This is a genomic window from Mesorhizobium sp. M0317, from assembly GCF_040321555.1.
Lineage (GTDB): Bacteria > Pseudomonadota > Alphaproteobacteria > Rhizobiales > Rhizobiaceae > Mesorhizobium.
This window is the reverse complement of the sequence record NZ_JAMYRV010000002.1, coordinates 136,038-151,329: the sequence shown is the minus strand read 5'-3', so window position 1 is coordinate 151,329 and position 15,292 is coordinate 136,038. Positions and strand designations below refer to the sequence as shown.

Genomic DNA, 15,292 nt, shown 5'->3' with positions numbered 1-15,292 from the left:
CATGAACCTGATCCGCAACTACCGCAACTGGCGCCGCTACCGGGACACCGTCTCCGAGCTGAGCCGCCTGTCGAACCGTGAACTGACCGACCTCGGCATCAGCCGCAGCGACATCCACTACGTCGCCCGCAAGGCGGTCTAATCCTCTTCGGATCGCAAATGGTCCGAACCAGTTTTGAAAAAGAGAACGACAATGAACCTGATCCGCAACTATCGTAACTGGCGCGTTTACCGCGACACCGTTACCGAGCTGGGTCGCCTTTCGAACCGTCAGCTCCATGATCTCGGCATCGTCCGTGACGAGATCAAGATCATCGCCCGCAGGGCAACGATCTAGCCAGAATTTCGCCAGGGTCGACCTCCTCCCCGACCCTGACGGATACGGTCAGCCTTCACCTCCTCCCGAGGGTTGACCACCAAAACGGCGCCCGCCGCCCCTCCACCCGCGGCGGGCGCTGTTTCCAAACCGAACGCAGTTCGTCTTTCCGAAGCGAACGCTAGTTCGTCTTCAAAGTGAACGCAGTTCGTCTTCCAGGGATTTCGCCTCCCTCGATCCGGCGAAAAGAATTTCGTCAAAGCCGACCTCCTCCCCGGCGATGACGAATACGGCCGATCCCCACCTCCTCCCGAGGATCGGCCCCAAAAACGACACCCGCCGCACCTCCTCCCGCGGCGGGTGTTGTTGTTTTTGGGGCAGGTTTTCGGCTGTGCTTGCGGTCGATCGAGGCGCTTTGCGCCGCCATCCAAGCGTCGCCGCGGACATAAGAAACTCGAGCTCCGTCGTTGCACGACAATGCCCCACGCTCGCACCGGCCAATTGCAAACGGCGCGCCAAGCGATTATTCCGGCGCTCATGAGCAAAAATCCTATCCACATCGTCGGCGGCGGCCTCGCCGGCTCCGAAGCCGCCTGGCAGGCAGCACAAGCCGGTGTTCCCGTCATTTTGCATGAGATGCGCCCGGTGCGCGGCACCGATGCGCACAAGACCGATGGACTTGCCGAACTTGTCTGTTCCAATTCCTTCCGCTCCGACAATGCCGAGAACAACGCCGTCGGCCTGCTGCATGCCGAAATGCGGCTGGCCGGCTCGCTGATCATGAGTGCCGGCGACGCCAACCAGGTGCCGGCAGGCGGCGCGCTGGCCGTGGATCGCGACGGTTTCTCCGACGCGGTGACGAAAAAGCTTGAAGCGCACCCGCTGATCACCATCGAGCGCGAGGAAGTGCCGGGCCTGCCGCCGGCGGAGTGGGACCAGGCGATCATCGCCACGGGACCGCTGACCGCGCCGTCGCTCGCCCAGTCGATCGCCGAGGCAACCGGCGCCGATGCGCTGGCCTTCTTCGACGCGATTGCCCCGATCATCCATTTCGACACGATCGACATGGACATTTGCTGGTTCCAGTCGCGCTACGACAAGGTTGGGCCCGGCGGCACCGGCAAGGACTACATCAACTGCCCGATGGACAAGGACCAGTATCTCGCCTTCGTACAGGCGCTGGTCGACGGCCAGAAGACCGAATTCAAGCAGTGGGAAGGCACGCCCTATTTCGACGGCTGCCTGCCGATCGAGATCATGGCCGAGCGCGGCGTCGAGACGCTGCGCTACGGGCCGATGAAGCCGATGGGGCTGACCAATGCCCACAATCCGACGGTAAAAGCCTATGCCGTGGTGCAGCTGCGTCAGGACAATGCGCTGGGCACGCTCTACAACATGGTCGGTTTCCAGACCAAGCTGAAGCATGCCGAGCAGGTGCGCGTGTTCCGCACCATTCCGGGTCTGGAAAACGCCGAGTTCGCCCGTCTCGGCGGCCTGCACCGCAACACCTACATCAATTCGCCGACCTTGCTCGACGCCTCGCTGCAGCTGAAGTCGCGGCCGGGCCTGCGCTTTGCCGGCCAGATCACCGGCTGCGAGGGCTATGTCGAGAGCGCGGCGATCGGCCTGCTCGCCGGCCGCTTCGCCGCCGCCGAGCGGCTCGGCCACGCGCCATCGCTGCCACCGCTCACCACCGCCTTCGGCGCCTTGCTCAACCACATCACCGGCGGCCACATCGTTTCCGACGACGAGCCGGGCAAACGCTCGTTCCAGCCGATGAACGTCAATTTCGGCCTGTTCCCGCCGGTGGAAGCACCGAAGACCGAAGGCAAACGCCTGCGCGGCAAGGACAAGACGGTGGCCAAGCGCCACGCGATCACCTCACGCGCGCGGGCAGATTGTCGGGAGTGGCTAGGGCTGCCGGCGCAAACAGCGGAAGCTGCTGAATAGCCAAGTCTCAGAGTCCTAACGCGATTGACGTTTACGTCAACTCGCTGGCCATCCCCGCGTTGCGCGCCTGAGCAACAGCCAATGCCGGCGCAGAGCCGAAAGCCGGGCTGCGCCACCAAGCGGCGAGCGGCCATTGGCCATCTTGCCGAGATAGGCGCTGGTCAGCGCCAGCGGCAGGAACGCCGGACGCAGCGTTTCCGGAAGTGCGGACGCCCCTTGCTCGAAAGCGCGGAGATGCTCCTGCGCCAATGCAATCATCGCAGCCACCGCGCGCTGAGCGCCGGGGCCGCCGTCGCCGCTGACGAACTCCTCCGGCGACGAGCCGGCCGCGGCAAGGATATCCGCCGGCACGAAGCATTGCCCGCTTCGGCGATGCAGCGGCAACAGCAGCAACAGGCCGGTCATCGCCTGGGCGCAGCCGGCCCTGCCCGCCAGTTCGGCAAAGCGCGGCGCCTCATTGGGATCGAGCACCATCGCCGCCAGCTGGATCAGCGCGGCCGCCGTCTCGCCGCAATAGCCCTCGAGATCGGTGCGCGACGGCATCGGATCGTCATAGAGGTCGAAGATGCGGGCCTCGAGCATGTTGTCGAAGGCAGTTTTGGGCAGGCCATGGGCAGAAATCGTCGCCTTCAGCGCATCGGCGAGCGGGTTGCCTGTGGCTGCGGCTTCAGCACCGATGACATCGCGCCACCATTGCAGCCTCACTTCGCCCGGCAATGGCTCGTGGATGCGGTCGCGGACAGAGGCGATCTCGGCATTGAAGGCGTAAAGTGAAAACAGCGCCGCGCGCTTGTCGGCCGGTGCATAGAGTGCGCTGACATAGCGGTCATGGTCGCCGGCGCGCACCGCCTCCATGACGATGTCAGCTGTATCGGTCACGTCAGTCGACGGCGATGAGCGCCGCGGCCACGGCGCGGTCTTCGGCAAGCAGCACATTGTAGGTCCGCACCGCTGCCCCCGTCGACATCGGGTCGGAGCCAATGCCAGCCGCCTTCAGCGCCGCCCGAAGTGCTGCCGGCAAGGGCCGCAAATCCTTGCCTGTGCCGACCAGCAGGATCTCGACCTTGTCGGCCTCGGCCAGCAGCAGGTCGAAATCCGCCGCCGTCAGGGCCAGCGGATCGGCCGGCTCCCAGCCATGGATGCCGGAGGGCAGGCAAAGAAGCGAGCCGCGATGCGACATGTCGGCGAAGCGGAAGCCGCCATTGCCGTAGGCTTCGATCGGCGCCCGTCCGGGGAAATGCGCCTCGCGGATGACGATGCCTTTTGCCACCAGCGCAGCCGTCAGGTCGCCATGGCCTTGCCGCCACCAACCGGCTTCTCCTCATCGGCGCTCGCTCCCTGCGGCCTGAGCCTGAACAGGATCAGCAAGGGCGCTGCGATGAAGATCGACGAATAGGTACCGAAGACGACGCCGAACAGCATCGCCATGGTGAACGAGCGGATCACCTCGCCGCCGAACAACACCAGCGCCAGCAGCGCCAGGATGGTCGTCACCGAAGTCAGCGTCGTTCTCGACAGAGTCTCGTTGATGGCGTTGTTCAACAATTGCGGCAGCGGCATTCGTTTGTATTTTCGCAAATCTTCTCGAACACGGTCATAGACGACGATCGTGTCGTTGAGCGAATAGCCGATAATGGTTAGGATCGCCGCCAGCGAAGACTGGTTGAATTCGAGCCCGGTGATGACGAAGAAGCCCAGCGTCATCACCACATCGTGCACCGTCGCCACGATGGCGCCGACCGCGAACTGCCATTCGAAGCGGAACCACACATAGACCAGGATGCCGATCAGCGCGATGATCATCGCAATCGTGCCTTGCTTGGCCAGCTCGCCCGAAACCGTCGGGCCCACCACCTCGACGCGGCGAAAATCGTAATTGTCCTGGAGCTCGCCGCGCACCTTGTCGATGACGGTCTGCTCGGCGTTCTCGCCGCCATCCTGGGTGCCGACGCGGATCAGCACGTCGTTCGGCGCGCCGAATTGCTGGACCTGCACTTCACCGATGTTTAGCTCCGACAGCCGGCTTCTGATATCGCCAATATCGGCGTCGCCTTGCTTGGACTGCACCTCGATGATCGAGCCGCCCTTGAAGTCGATGCCGTAGTTGATGTCGATGGTCAGGAATCCGATAACCGACGCGATCGACAGCAGGCTGGACAGTGCGAACGTCCAGCGGCGGATGCCCATGAACGGGATTTTCGTGCCGGCCGGAACGAAGGTCACCGGCGCACGCGGCAATTCCTTCGGACGCGCACGGCGCAGCCAGATCGACACCAGCAGACGGGTGAAGGTGAAGGCGGTGAACACCGTGGTCAAAATGCCGATGGCATAGGTGATGGCGAAGCCCTTGACCGGTCCGGTGCCGAGATAGAACAGCACGACCGTGGCAATCAGCGACGTCACGTTGGAATCCACGATGGTCGCCAACGCCTTGGTGAAGCCTGTGTCGATCGACTGGATGACCGAACGGCCGGCCCGTCGCTCCTCTCGGATACGCTCATAGATCAGCACGTTGGAATCGACCGCCATGCCGATGGTCAGCACGATACCGGCAATGCCGGGCAAGGTCAGTGTCGCGCCAAGCAGCGACAAGACCCCGACGATCATCGCCACGTGCACGGCGAGCGCAATGTTGGCGAGGAAGCCGAGAAGTCCGTAGGCGACGAACATGAAGGCGACGACGAGAATGGAGCCGATGATGCCGGCGACCTTGCCGGCATGGATCGAATCCTGGCCGAGGCCCGGGCCCACCGTGCGTTCTTCGATCACGGTCAGCTTTGCCGGCAACGCACCGGCGCGCAGCAGCACGGCGAGGTCGTTGGCGCTTTCGGCGGTGAAATTGCCTGAAATCTGGCCGCTGCCGCCGAGGATCGGTTCGCGGATCACCGGCGCTGAAATCACCTGATTGTCGAGGATGATGGCGAACGGCTTGCCGACATTCTGCTGCGTCGCCTGGCCGAACCGTGTCGCACCGCGCGAGTTGAAGACGAACGAAACCACTGGCTCGTTGTTTCGGGAATCATAAGTTGCGGTGGCCTTGGCAAGATCCTCGCCGGACACGATGACGCGATTTTCCACCAGATACGGAACCGGCGGATCGTCCTGCGAATAAAGCACCGAGGAGCCTGCCGGCGGGCGGCCGTTCAGCGCATCCTGCACCGACATCGAGGTATCGACCATCTGGAAGGTCATCTTGGCGGTCTGGCCAATGATCTCCTTCAGCCTTTGCGGATCCTGCAGGCCCGGCACCTGGACGAGCACACGGTCGTCGCCCTGCCGCTGCACGATCGGCTCGGTGGTGCCGAGTTCGTTGACGCGACGCTCGACGACTTCGATCGACTGCGCCAATGCGGCTGAGGTGCGGTATTTGATGCCGGCGTCGGTGACGGTGAATTTGAGCAGCCCGGCTTCGGAATCATCCAGGGACATTTCCTGGATGGAGCCACCGGTGAACAGGCCGGCGGCGACCGGATCGGTCAGCGGCTTAAGCGCCGCCTTGGCGGCATCGATCTGGGTTGGATCGGTGATGCGCACTTGTACGGTCCTGCCGGTGCCGCCAAGGCCGGTATAGCCCACCTTGGCATCGCGCAGCAGCGTGCGGATCTCGTCGCGCGTCGTTTCCAGCTGCGCCTTGACGAGATCATTCTGGTCCATCTGCAAGAGGATGTGCGAACCGCCCTGCAGATCGAGACCAAGCGTCATCTGCCGCTTCGGCACCCAGTTGGGCAATTGCGCCAATGTGCTGGCCGGGAAGAGATTTGGCGCGGCAAGGATGAATGTGACGGCCACGGCGATCCAGATCAGGATCATCTTCAGGCGCGAAAAATACAGCATATGGCGTTGTCCGTCAGGGCGTACTGGCGGATCGTTCCGCCGACAATTCGGTTATTTCTTGGCGTTCTTATTTGCCACCGGCTCGCCCTTAACCCGCACTTCGCCGATTGTCGAGCGCGCTGAGGTCAATTTGGCGCTGCCGCCGGCAGCGGTTTCGGCGTCAATCGCCTCTGTCGGTTCCATTCTAATTCTGATCACCGCCGGGCGCTATCGTGCGCTACTCGACTATTTTCAATCGTGCAGGCATCGGTCCGGAACGCAAAAGCAAGGCCAGATCATCGGCGTTCTCCTTGGTGAGGTTGCCCGATATCTGGCCGCGGCCGTTAAGAATTGGCTCGCGGACGACTGGCACCGAAAGCACTTGGTTGTCGAGGATCATCGCAAATAGCTTGCCGACATTCTGCGAGGTCGCCTGCGCAACGCGTGCCGTTGCCCTGGAATCGAAGGTGAACGAAACCGCCGGCTCATTTGTGACGGAGTTGGGAGTCGCCTGAGCATTGACAATGTCGTCACTGGAAACGATCGTTCGGCTCTCAACCAGATAGGGAACCGGTGGATCGTCCTTCGAATAAACCACCACCGAGCCAGCGGGCGTCCGGCCATTGATCGCATCAGCGACCGGCATCGACTCATCAACCCACTGAAAAGTCAGCATTCCGGTTCGGGTGAGAATTCTCCTCAGCCTTTGCAAATCCGCAACGCCCGAGGTCCGGACCAGCATACCGTCTTCGCCCTCTGGCCGCACTACTGGGTCGGCTACACCAAGATCACGCAGGCGATTCTTAATGACCACGATCGACTGCGCAAGCGCGATCGACATCCGATACTTGATACCTGTGTCTGTTACCGTGAACTTGAGCAACGCTGCTCCGGTATCATCCAGGATCACTTCCTGGACCGGACCAGCGCTGCCAAGGACAGGATCAGTCACCGCCTCCAATGCCATCTTGGCCGCGCCGACCTGAGCGGCGTCGGTGATATGCACCTGAACGGCCCGACCCGACTTAGCAAGACCAGTATAGCCGATCCTTGCATCGCGCAGCAGCGTCCTGATTTCGTCACGCGTCGCCTCCAACCGGCGATCGATCACATCGGTCGCGTCCAATCGAAGCAGCACGTCCGCGCCGGCAGCGTGAAGACTGGGCGCGTCGACGAGCATTGTGGCCATAGCAAGCCAGATCAGGATCATTTTCAGGCGCGAAAAATGGACCATACGCCGTCTTTTGTCAGAGCTCTGCCCGCGGATCGCTCCGCTTGGGAAACTGGCTTACTTCTTGGCGTTCTGATTGGCCACCGGCTCGCCCTTGACCCGAACATCGGCGATCGTCGAGCGCAGCGCCGTCACCTTGGTGCCGCCGCCAAGGTCGATCTCAAGCTCATTGTCGTCGATCACCTTGGTCACCTTGCCGACGAAGCCGCCGCCGGTGATGACCGTGTCGCCACGGCGCACGGCCGAGATCATCTCCTGGCGCTTCTTCAACTGGGCGCGCTGCGGCCGGATGATGAGGAAATACATGATCACGAAGATCAGAACGAACGGGAGTATCATGCCGATATCCCCGAACGGACCAAGCGGAGTTCCGGTAGCTTGGGCGTATGCCGGTGTGACGAACATCAAGAACTCCTGGTTACGAAGAAGGCCGTAGGGCGGCCTCGCCAAATTTGGCCGGAATATAGTGGGTAAAGTTACCAATGCAACTGCGCGGCCGGGCTTTCAGCTGCTTTTCCGGCCGGTTGACCCGTGTTAGAGCATGCTTCCGGAATACGGGCGTGGTTTTCGCAAAAGATCATGCCCAAACAAAAGCTTGGAACCAGTTTCTATCTCGCCCGGATCAAGACGATTTCGGCCCCTACGCACGTTCGTGCGGAAACATAAAAGACGAGACATGACCGACAGCACCATCGAGGCCCTGAACCAAAAGCTCGACCGCCTGATCGAGGCGGTCACCCGCCTCGCCCCGCCGCCGGTGCCGCAAACCGATCTTGCGGTTGCCGATTGCTTCGTCTGGCAGGCCGACCCCGGCTATCTCGAGCCGGTGCGCAAGGTCAACCGCGTCGACATCGGCCTGATCCGCGGCGTCGACCGCGTGCGCGACATTCTGGTCGAAAACACGGAACGCTTCGCCGCCGGCCATGCCGCCAACAATGTGTTGTTGTGGGGTGCGCGCGGCATGGGCAAATCCTCGCTGGTCAAGGCCGTGCATGCGCAGATCAACGCCCAGGCCAAATCCGACCTGCCGCTCAAGCTGATCGAGATCCATCGCGAGGATATCGACACGCTGCCCAGGCTGATGGGCCTGCTGAAGGCGGCGCCGTTTCGCTTCATCCTGTTTTGCGACGACCTCTCCTTCGACCATGACGACACCTCCTACAAGTCGCTGAAGGCAGCCCTTGAAGGCGGCGTCGAGGGCCGCCCGGCCAATGTCATCTTCTACGCCACGTCGAACCGCCGGCACCTGTTGCCGCGCGACATGATCGACAATGAGCGCTCGACCGCCATCAACCCGTCCGAGGCGGTCGAGGAAAAGGTTTCGCTGTCCGACCGTTTCGGCCTGTGGCTCGGCTTCCACAAATGTTCGCAGGACGAATATCTCGACATGGTCAACAGCTATGCCAGCCATCACGGGCTCACTATCGACCCGGAGCAGCTGCGCGCCGAGGCGCTGGAATGGGCAACGACGCGCGGCAGCCGCTCGGGCCGCGTCGCCTGGCAGTTCACCCAGGATCTGGCCGGCCGGCTCGGCAAGCCGCTGAACGACTGATTGATTTCCGTCAGGTCACTGAAAAAGCCCGCCCCTTGCGGAGCGGGCTGAGCCGGCGGGCCGGACTGGAGGTCAGACGGCCTGCAAAACGTTTATTGTTCTATTCGAGATAGCCAGAGGGGTCGACCGGGGCCGAGTTCTTGCGCACTTCGAAGTGCAGTTTCGGCGAGTCGGTGGTCCCGCTCATGCCCGACAGCGCGATTTCCTGGCCGCGCTTGACCTTCTGGCCGCGCTGCACCTCGATCGACCTGGCGTGACCATAGACGGTGACCAGCCCGTTTTCGTGGCGCACCAGAACCGTATTGCCGAATTCCTTGAGGCCGTCGCCGGCATAGATGACCACGCCGTTTTCGGCCGCCTTGACCGGCGTCCCCTCAGGCACGGCGATGTCGACACCATCCTTGCCGCCACCAAAATTGGAGATGACGCGGCCACGCACCGGCCAACGCATCTTGCCGATGCCGGTGGCATCGGGCGCAACAGCATCGTCGTCCTCGGCCTGCTGGATAACCTTGGCGTCCTTCTTCGGCGGCGTGTAGGTGACGAGTGTCTCCGTCGGCTTTGCCGCCGGTTGGGTGGTCGCGGTCGTCACCGGATCAACTTTGGCCGGCTTGGCGCTGGCGACCGTTGCGGTGCCACCTGCCGGAACCTTCAGCGTCTGGCCGATCTTGAGCAGGCCGTCCTGCATGCCGTTCGCCTGCTTCAGCGCCACGACGCCAACGCCGGTCTTCCTGGCGATGGAGGACATGGTGTCGCCCGACTGGACCGTGTAGGTGCCCGCGCCGGCCTTTGGCGCGGCCGAGGCCGTCTGCGCCGGCTTGTCGGTCTTCGGCTTGTTCGCTGCCGAAGCGTCAACCTGCGCGGCGGACTTGCCGTCCTTGAGTTTCGGCTGCTGCGGCAGCACGGCGACCTTTTCCGGCGCTGGCGCCTTGGGGCTGTTTGCCGGCTTGCCGTCGGCAAGTTTCGGCTCTGCCCCCTTGCTTGAATAGGCATAGGCCGGGATGACCAGTTTCTGACCGGTCTTCAGCCCCTTGGTGGCGCTCAAGCCGTTGACCTTCATGATCACGTCGGCGGGCACATGATAGCGATGAGCGATGCCGGAAATGGTCTCGCCGTCGCTGACCACGATCTCGGTCGCATGCGGCGTACCAGCCGCAACTGGTTTCGGATCGGAGTCACCGGCATTCTTGAACGGCCTCGCCGGCTGGACGGTGCCGGTAGTCGTTCTGTCGACATGCGGTGCCGGTGCAAGCGCCGGCGCGGAAGCGGTACGCATCGGAGCAGCTTTGGGCGCGCTCGGCGGCGGCAGCTGCTGGACGGTGACCGGCTCCAGGCTGGAGCGGCTGACCGACTGGTTATGGCTGCCATCGACAGGTGCCGCAGCGATCGGCTCGGCCGCCACATCGCCCGGATAGGGCTGAGCGGTGCTCTGCTTGTCGATGATGGCGCGCTGATTGTTGGTCGAGGAGGTGAAGACGTCGTCGACACCGTTGAACCGCGAGACTTGGGAGCTACACCCCGCCGCCACTCCGGCTAGCATGAGGACAGCGCAGCCCCGCGACAGAGTACGCCCGTTTGCCTTCAAAACACTGAATTGCATCGCACTAACCCGCACAGACCCGGTACACACTGGTCATGATTAAAGCGCGTTAATGTTACTGGCGGGTTAACCCCATAGAATCAGACGCAAATTTTCTTAAAACATTTTGTAAGGCGCCTTCACCAACGTCGTCATCCCTGGGCGAAGCAGGCGCGAAGCGCCGTCGCGGAGACCCTGGGATCCATTCCGTGACATTGGCCGAAGAATGCAGCAGAGCAGAATTCTGCGCCGTAGCTACGCCTTGATGGCGCGGCATGGATCCTCGGGTCTGCGCTGCGTCGCTACGCTCCTTGCTTCGCCCGTGGATGACGAAACGATCGGCTTCGGCTTACCTTCGAAGCGCGTGACAGGCAGAATTCAGATAACCGCCGCGACGCTGCGCAGGATCGGCTGCAGGCGCACGGTGCCGATATCCTCGCGCTCGAAGCGGCTGCCGACCTTGGTCAGCTTGGCCAGCACCTGCTCGCCCTCCTCCGGCCCGATCGGGGCAATGACGATGCCGCCGCTCGACAATTGGTCGAGCAGGAAGCGCGGCAGGCTGTCGAAAGCCGCCCAGGCTACGATGCGGTCGAACGGCGCTTCATTGGCAAGCCCGTTGGAACCGTCGGCCTGGCGCACGATGACATTGCCGATGCCGAGCGCCTCGAAGCGTTGCCTGGCCTGCTCGGCCAGCGTTTTGTAGCGGTCGACGCTGACGATGCGCGCCGCGAGCCGCGACATCACCGCTGCCGTGTAGCCCGAGCCGGTGCCGATCTCCAGCACCCGGTTGCCGGGCTCTATTGCCAGGGCCGCAATCACCGCCGCCTGCAGATCGGCGCCCTCGATCGCCTCGCCGCATTCGATCGGCAGCATGCCGTCCGACCAGGCGATGGAATGGAACTGGCCGTTGAGGAAGCCGCGCCGCGGCGTCGCCTCGAAGGCTGCGATCAGCGCCTTCGGCACCGCGCCTTGGCCGCGCAGGCGCAGCAGGAAAGCGGCAAAACCCTCGCGATCGTCGAGCGGCAAGTTCATGCCAGAACCTTCTTCATGCGAACACCTTATTCAGACAGCGCCTTGGTCAGTTGGTCACGGATTTCATGCGCGGTGAGGTCAAGCTGCAGCGGCGTCACAGACACGAGCCGGTTGCGCAGAGCATGGAGATCGGTGCCCTGCTTGCCCTCGACCGGCTCGCGGCCGAAGCGCAGCCAGTAATAAGGCAGGCCGCGCCCGTCGCGGCGCTCGTCGACCCAAAGGCTGTGCACCAGCTTGCCCTGCGACGTCACGACGGTGCCGGCAACCTCGTCAGGGAGGCAGTTGGGAAAGTTGACGTTGAGCAGCACGCCGTCCGGCAGCGGCATGGCGACGAGCTTTTTCAGCAACGCCGGCGCCAGCGCCTCGGTGGTCTCATAGGGAACGACGCGGTCCTCGCCGACATAGGAATAACCCTGGCTGAGTGCGATCGAGCGGATGCCGAGCAGCGCGCCTTCCATGGCGCCGGCGACGGTGCCGGAATAGGTGACGTCGTCAGCGATGTTGGCGCCGGAATTGACACCGGACAGGATCAGGTCCGGCGCGCCAGGCAGGATCTTCTTGACGCCCATGATGACGCAGTCGGTCGGCGTGCCGCGCACGGCGTAGTGTTTCTCGCCGATCTTGCGCAGCCGGAGCGGCTCCGAGATCGACAGCGAGTGCGCGTAGCCGGACTGGTCCTGCTCCGGCGCCACGACCCAGACATCGTCCGACAGCGTGCGGGCGATGCGTTCGAGCGACGCCAGGCCCTCGGCATGAATGCCGTCATCATTGGTCAGAAGGATGCGCATTACTTCGATTCGATCTTCGCCAGACCGCCCATATAAGGCCGCAGCACTTCAGGAATGGTTACGCTGCCATCCTCATTCTGGTAGTTTTCGATGACGGCAATCAGCGCACGGCCGACAGCGGTGCCCGAACCGTTCAGCGTGTGCACAAAGCGGTTGCCGTTGCCGTCCCTGTCCTTGTAGCGGGCATCCATGCGCCTGGCCTGGAAGTCGCCGCACACTGAACAGGACGAGATCTCGCGATAGGCGTTCTGTCCAGGCAGCCAGACCTCGATGTCGTAGGTCTTGCGCGCGCCAAACCCCATGTCGCCCGTGCACAGGACCATGGTGCGGAACGGCAGCTCCAGTCGCTTCAGCACCTCTTCGGCGCACTGCGTCATCCGCTCGTGCTCGGCGAGCGAAGACTCCTGGTCGGTGACCGAGACCAGCTCGACCTTGTAGAACTGGTGCTGGCGCAACATGCCGCGCGTGTCGCGGCCGGCGGAGCCCGCTTCCGAGCGGAAGCACGGCGTCAGCGCCGTATAGCGCAGCGGCAGCTTTTCATGGGCCGTGATTTCTTCGCGCACCAGGTTGGTGAGCGGGACCTCGGCGGTTGGAATCAACCCGAGCCGGCCATCGCCATGCTGCACGAAGAACAGGTCGTCCTCGAATTTCGGCAGCTGGTTGGTCCCGAAAAGCACTTCGTCGCGCACCATCAGTGGCGGGATGACTTCTTCATAGCCATGCTCGGTCGTGTGCAGATCGAGCATGAACTGGCCGATGGCGCGCTCCATCCGCGCCAGCCCGCTCTTCAGCACGGTGAAGCGTGATCCCGACAGCTTTGCCGCCCGCTCGAAATCCATCATGCCGAGCGCTTCGCCGATCTCGAAATGCTCCTTCACCCAGTTCGGCCGAGTCGGCACCTCGCCGACGATATGCTTGACGACATTGTCGTGCTCGTCCTTGCCGACCGGCACGTCGTCGAGCGGCACATTCGGCAGCACCGCCAGCGCATCGTTCAGCGTCTTGTCGAGCTCGCGCTCGCGCGCCTCGCCATTCTGGATGAAGGTCTTGATATCGCCGACTTCGGCCTTGAGCTTTTCGGCAAGTGCCGTGTCGCCCGAACGCATGGCGTTGCCGATCTCCTTCGAGGCGGCGTTGCGGCGTTCCTGCTTGGTCTGCAGCTCGGTGACGTGCTCGCGCCGCGCTTCGTCCTTCTTGATCAGCTCATCGACCGTGGACTGCGCCTCGTCAGCCGACCACGAGCGCTTGGCCAGCGCCTCGACAAGGGCCTTCGGGTTGTCGCGAATCCATTTGATATCAAGCATGGTTGGTTCGTCCTCAGAATAAGGCTGAGGGGGTAAACCGCATCCTTCATCGATGCAAGATGGCGGCTGTCGCGTTTTTCCGCTAACGCGGATACCCGAACGCGACAGCCTATGAACGAGCCTGCTTTGAGGACGCGTCCGCCGCCTTTTCGGCCACGGCTTCGGCGGCTTCCTGCTTCTCGCGCGCCAGCTTCTGCTTGACCTGATCGCGCTCGATCAGCCGGGCCGCCCAGATCGACACCTCGTAGAGCAGGATGGTCGGGATGGCCAAACCGATCTGGCTCATCGGATCAGGCGGCGTCAGCACCGCCGCGACGACGAAGGCGATGACGATCGCCCATTTGCGCTTCTCGGCCAGCGCCTTCGACGACAGCATGCCGACGCGCGTCATCAGGCTGGTCACCACCGGCAGCTGGAACACCAGGCCGAAGGAGAAGATCAGCGTCATGATCAGGCTGAGATATTCCGACACTTTCGGCAGCAGCGAAATCTGCACCTGGTCGTCGGTGCCGGCCTGCTGCATGGCGAGGAAGAACCACATCACCATCGGCGTGAAGAAGAAATAGACCAGCGACGCTCCCATCAGGAACAGGATCGGCGATGCGATAAGGAACGGCAGGAAGGCGTTGCGTTCGTTCTTGTAGAGGCCTGGCGCGATGAATTTGTAGATCTGCGTGGCGATCAGCGGAAAGGCGATGACCATGCCGCCGAACATGGCGAGCTTGACCTGGGTGAAGAAGAATTCCTGCGGCGCCGTATAGATCAGCTCGACCTTGTGCGGATCGAGCCCGGCCCACTGCGTGGCCCACTTGAACGGAACGACCAAAAGATTGAACAGCTTCTTGGCAAAGAAGAAGCAGACGAGGAAGGCGACGAAGAAACCGCCGATCGACCAGATCAGCCGCCGGCGCAGTTCGATCAGATGCTCCATCAGCGGAGCCGACGACTTCTCGATCTCGTCCTTTTCGCTGTCCGTAATGCTCACTTGGCGGCCCCCGCCGTCTTCTTGGACGCGGGCTTCGTGGCCGGCGCAGGCTTCGGCTCAGCCTTTGCGACTGCCTTCGGTGCAGCAGCGTGCTTGGTGGCGGCTTTTCCAGGTGCAGCCTTGGCGGGCGCCGCTGACGGCTTGGCCGCAACCTTCGCCGCAGGCGCCGGCTTTGCCGGTGCTGCCTTGGCTGCCGCTGTTTTGGTTGCCGGGGCCTTTGATATCGCAGCCCCCTTGGCGCGCGCGTTTCGTGGCGCTGCTGTTGCTGCAGCCGGTGTCACCACCGCCTGATCGGTCATCGCCGGAAGGATCGGCGCCGCCGGCGCTGTTTCCGGTCCGTTGACACCCGGCATCACCGTCGCGCCGTTCTTGAGCGGCTCGGCCGGCTGTGGTGTTTCTGCCGCGGGCGTTGAGGGGTCGACGGCGGGCTTCGGCTTCATCACCGCATCGACGCCGGAGCGAACCTCGGCTGCCGCCTGTTCGAACGGATTGAGCTGCTTGCGGATTTCGGCCGCCGGATTGAGGCCGCGCAGCGTATCGACAGACTTCTTGACGTCGTCGAGCTCGGCTTCCTTCAACGCCTCGTTGAACTGCTTCTGGAAGTCGGAGGCCATGGCACGCAGCTTCGCCGTCGTGCGGCCGAAGGTGCGCAGCATATTGGGCAAATCCTTGGGTCCGACGACCACGATCATGACGATCGCGATCACCAGCATTTCGGTCCAGCCGACTTCAAACATGGCAA

The 15,292-nt window shown here is 63.0% G+C and carries 16 protein-coding genes; 4 read left to right on the top strand and 12 right to left on the bottom strand.

Annotation, left to right across the window (positions count from 1 at the left end; translation table 11 throughout):
• The first annotated feature begins 1 nt into the window (after position 1).
• Entirely contained in the window at positions 2-142 is a 141-nt protein-coding gene (locus NKI88_RS03040; protein ID WP_006335194.1) for a DUF1127 domain-containing protein, read from the top strand.
• 51 nt (positions 143-193) lie between these two features.
• Entirely contained in the window at positions 194-337 is a 144-nt protein-coding gene (locus NKI88_RS03035; RefSeq protein ID WP_023667673.1) for a DUF1127 domain-containing protein, read from the top strand.
• 171 nt (positions 338-508) lie between these two features.
• Here the strand turns inward: NKI88_RS03035 and NKI88_RS03030 are convergent, their stop codons facing one another.
• Positions 509-835: a hypothetical protein gene (locus NKI88_RS03030; RefSeq protein WP_352653698.1), complete on the bottom strand. Its 327-nt coding sequence runs from the start codon at positions 833-835 to the stop codon at positions 509-511.
• A gap of 18 nt (positions 836-853) precedes the next feature.
• Between NKI88_RS03030 and trmFO the strand changes: the two genes are divergently transcribed.
• Positions 854-2,266, top strand: coding sequence for a methylenetetrahydrofolate--tRNA-(uracil(54)-C(5))-methyltransferase (FADH(2)-oxidizing) TrmFO (trmFO, locus tag NKI88_RS03025; RefSeq protein ID WP_352653697.1), 1,413 nt, complete (start codon positions 854-856; stop codon positions 2,264-2,266).
• A gap of 36 nt (positions 2,267-2,302) precedes the next feature.
• On the opposite strand, the gene NKI88_RS03020 is transcribed toward trmFO, so the two are convergent.
• The 5 genes from NKI88_RS03020 to yajC form a co-directional block, all read right to left on the bottom strand.
• A complete protein-coding gene (locus NKI88_RS03020) occupies positions 2,303-3,121 on the bottom strand; it encodes a phytoene/squalene synthase family protein (RefSeq protein WP_502909424.1) in 819 nt (272 codons plus the stop codon).
• Positions 3,122-3,146: 25 nt separating this feature from the next.
• On the bottom strand, positions 3,147-3,536 hold the full coding sequence (locus tag NKI88_RS03015) for an Mth938-like domain-containing protein (protein ID WP_023667676.1): 390 nt from the start codon (positions 3,534-3,536) through the stop codon (positions 3,147-3,149).
• Positions 3,537-3,547: 11 nt separating this feature from the next.
• The gene (gene secDF / locus NKI88_RS03010) at positions 3,548-6,100 is read right to left on the bottom strand and encodes a protein translocase subunit SecDF (RefSeq protein ID WP_023667677.1); all 2,553 of its coding nucleotides are present in this window, start codon (positions 6,098-6,100) and stop codon (positions 3,548-3,550) included.
• A gap of 217 nt (positions 6,101-6,317) precedes the next feature.
• Positions 6,318-7,313 carry a SecDF P1 head subdomain-containing protein gene (locus tag NKI88_RS03005; RefSeq protein WP_023744782.1) on the bottom strand — a complete coding sequence of 332 codons (996 nt, stop codon included), beginning with the start codon at positions 7,311-7,313 and terminating at the stop codon, positions 6,318-6,320.
• Between the two features lie 54 nt (positions 7,314-7,367).
• On the bottom strand, positions 7,368-7,715 hold the full coding sequence (gene yajC, locus NKI88_RS03000; protein ID WP_023667680.1) for a preprotein translocase subunit YajC: 348 nt from the start codon (positions 7,713-7,715) through the stop codon (positions 7,368-7,370).
• A 271-nt stretch (positions 7,716-7,986) separates the two neighbouring features.
• On the opposite strand from yajC, the gene NKI88_RS02995 reads away from it, so the two are divergent.
• Positions 7,987-8,862, top strand: coding sequence for an ATP-binding protein (locus NKI88_RS02995; protein ID WP_023688224.1), 876 nt, complete (start codon positions 7,987-7,989; stop codon positions 8,860-8,862).
• Positions 8,863-8,962: 100 nt separating this feature from the next.
• On the opposite strand, the gene NKI88_RS02990 is transcribed toward NKI88_RS02995, so the two are convergent.
• From NKI88_RS02990 to tatB, 6 genes are all read right to left on the bottom strand, one after another.
• Positions 8,963-10,462 (bottom strand): peptidoglycan DD-metalloendopeptidase family protein, encoded by a 1,500-nt coding sequence (locus NKI88_RS02990; protein ID WP_352653695.1) that lies wholly within the window; start codon positions 10,460-10,462, stop codon positions 8,963-8,965.
• A gap of 357 nt (positions 10,463-10,819) precedes the next feature.
• Positions 10,820-11,473, bottom strand: a complete 654-nt coding sequence (locus NKI88_RS02985) for a protein-L-isoaspartate(D-aspartate) O-methyltransferase (RefSeq protein WP_023667683.1) — start codon at positions 11,471-11,473, stop codon at positions 10,820-10,822.
• A gap of 26 nt (positions 11,474-11,499) precedes the next feature.
• Entirely contained in the window at positions 11,500-12,261 is a 762-nt protein-coding gene (gene surE, locus NKI88_RS02980) for a 5'/3'-nucleotidase SurE (protein WP_023710683.1), read from the bottom strand.
• Complete coding sequence (gene serS, locus NKI88_RS02975; protein WP_023706002.1) at positions 12,261-13,565, bottom strand: serine--tRNA ligase; 1,305 nt, start codon at positions 13,563-13,565, stop codon at positions 12,261-12,263. The genes surE and serS overlap by 1 nt, the downstream gene beginning before the upstream one ends.
• 109 nt (positions 13,566-13,674) lie before the next feature.
• Positions 13,675-14,550, bottom strand: coding sequence for a twin-arginine translocase subunit TatC (gene tatC, locus NKI88_RS02970; RefSeq protein WP_023667686.1), 876 nt, complete (start codon positions 14,548-14,550; stop codon positions 13,675-13,677).
• Positions 14,547-15,287 (bottom strand): Sec-independent protein translocase protein TatB, encoded by a 741-nt coding sequence (gene tatB, locus NKI88_RS02965; protein ID WP_023741506.1) that lies wholly within the window; start codon positions 15,285-15,287, stop codon positions 14,547-14,549. The genes tatC and tatB overlap by 4 nt, the downstream gene beginning before the upstream one ends.
• Positions 15,288-15,292: the final 5 nt, after the last annotated feature.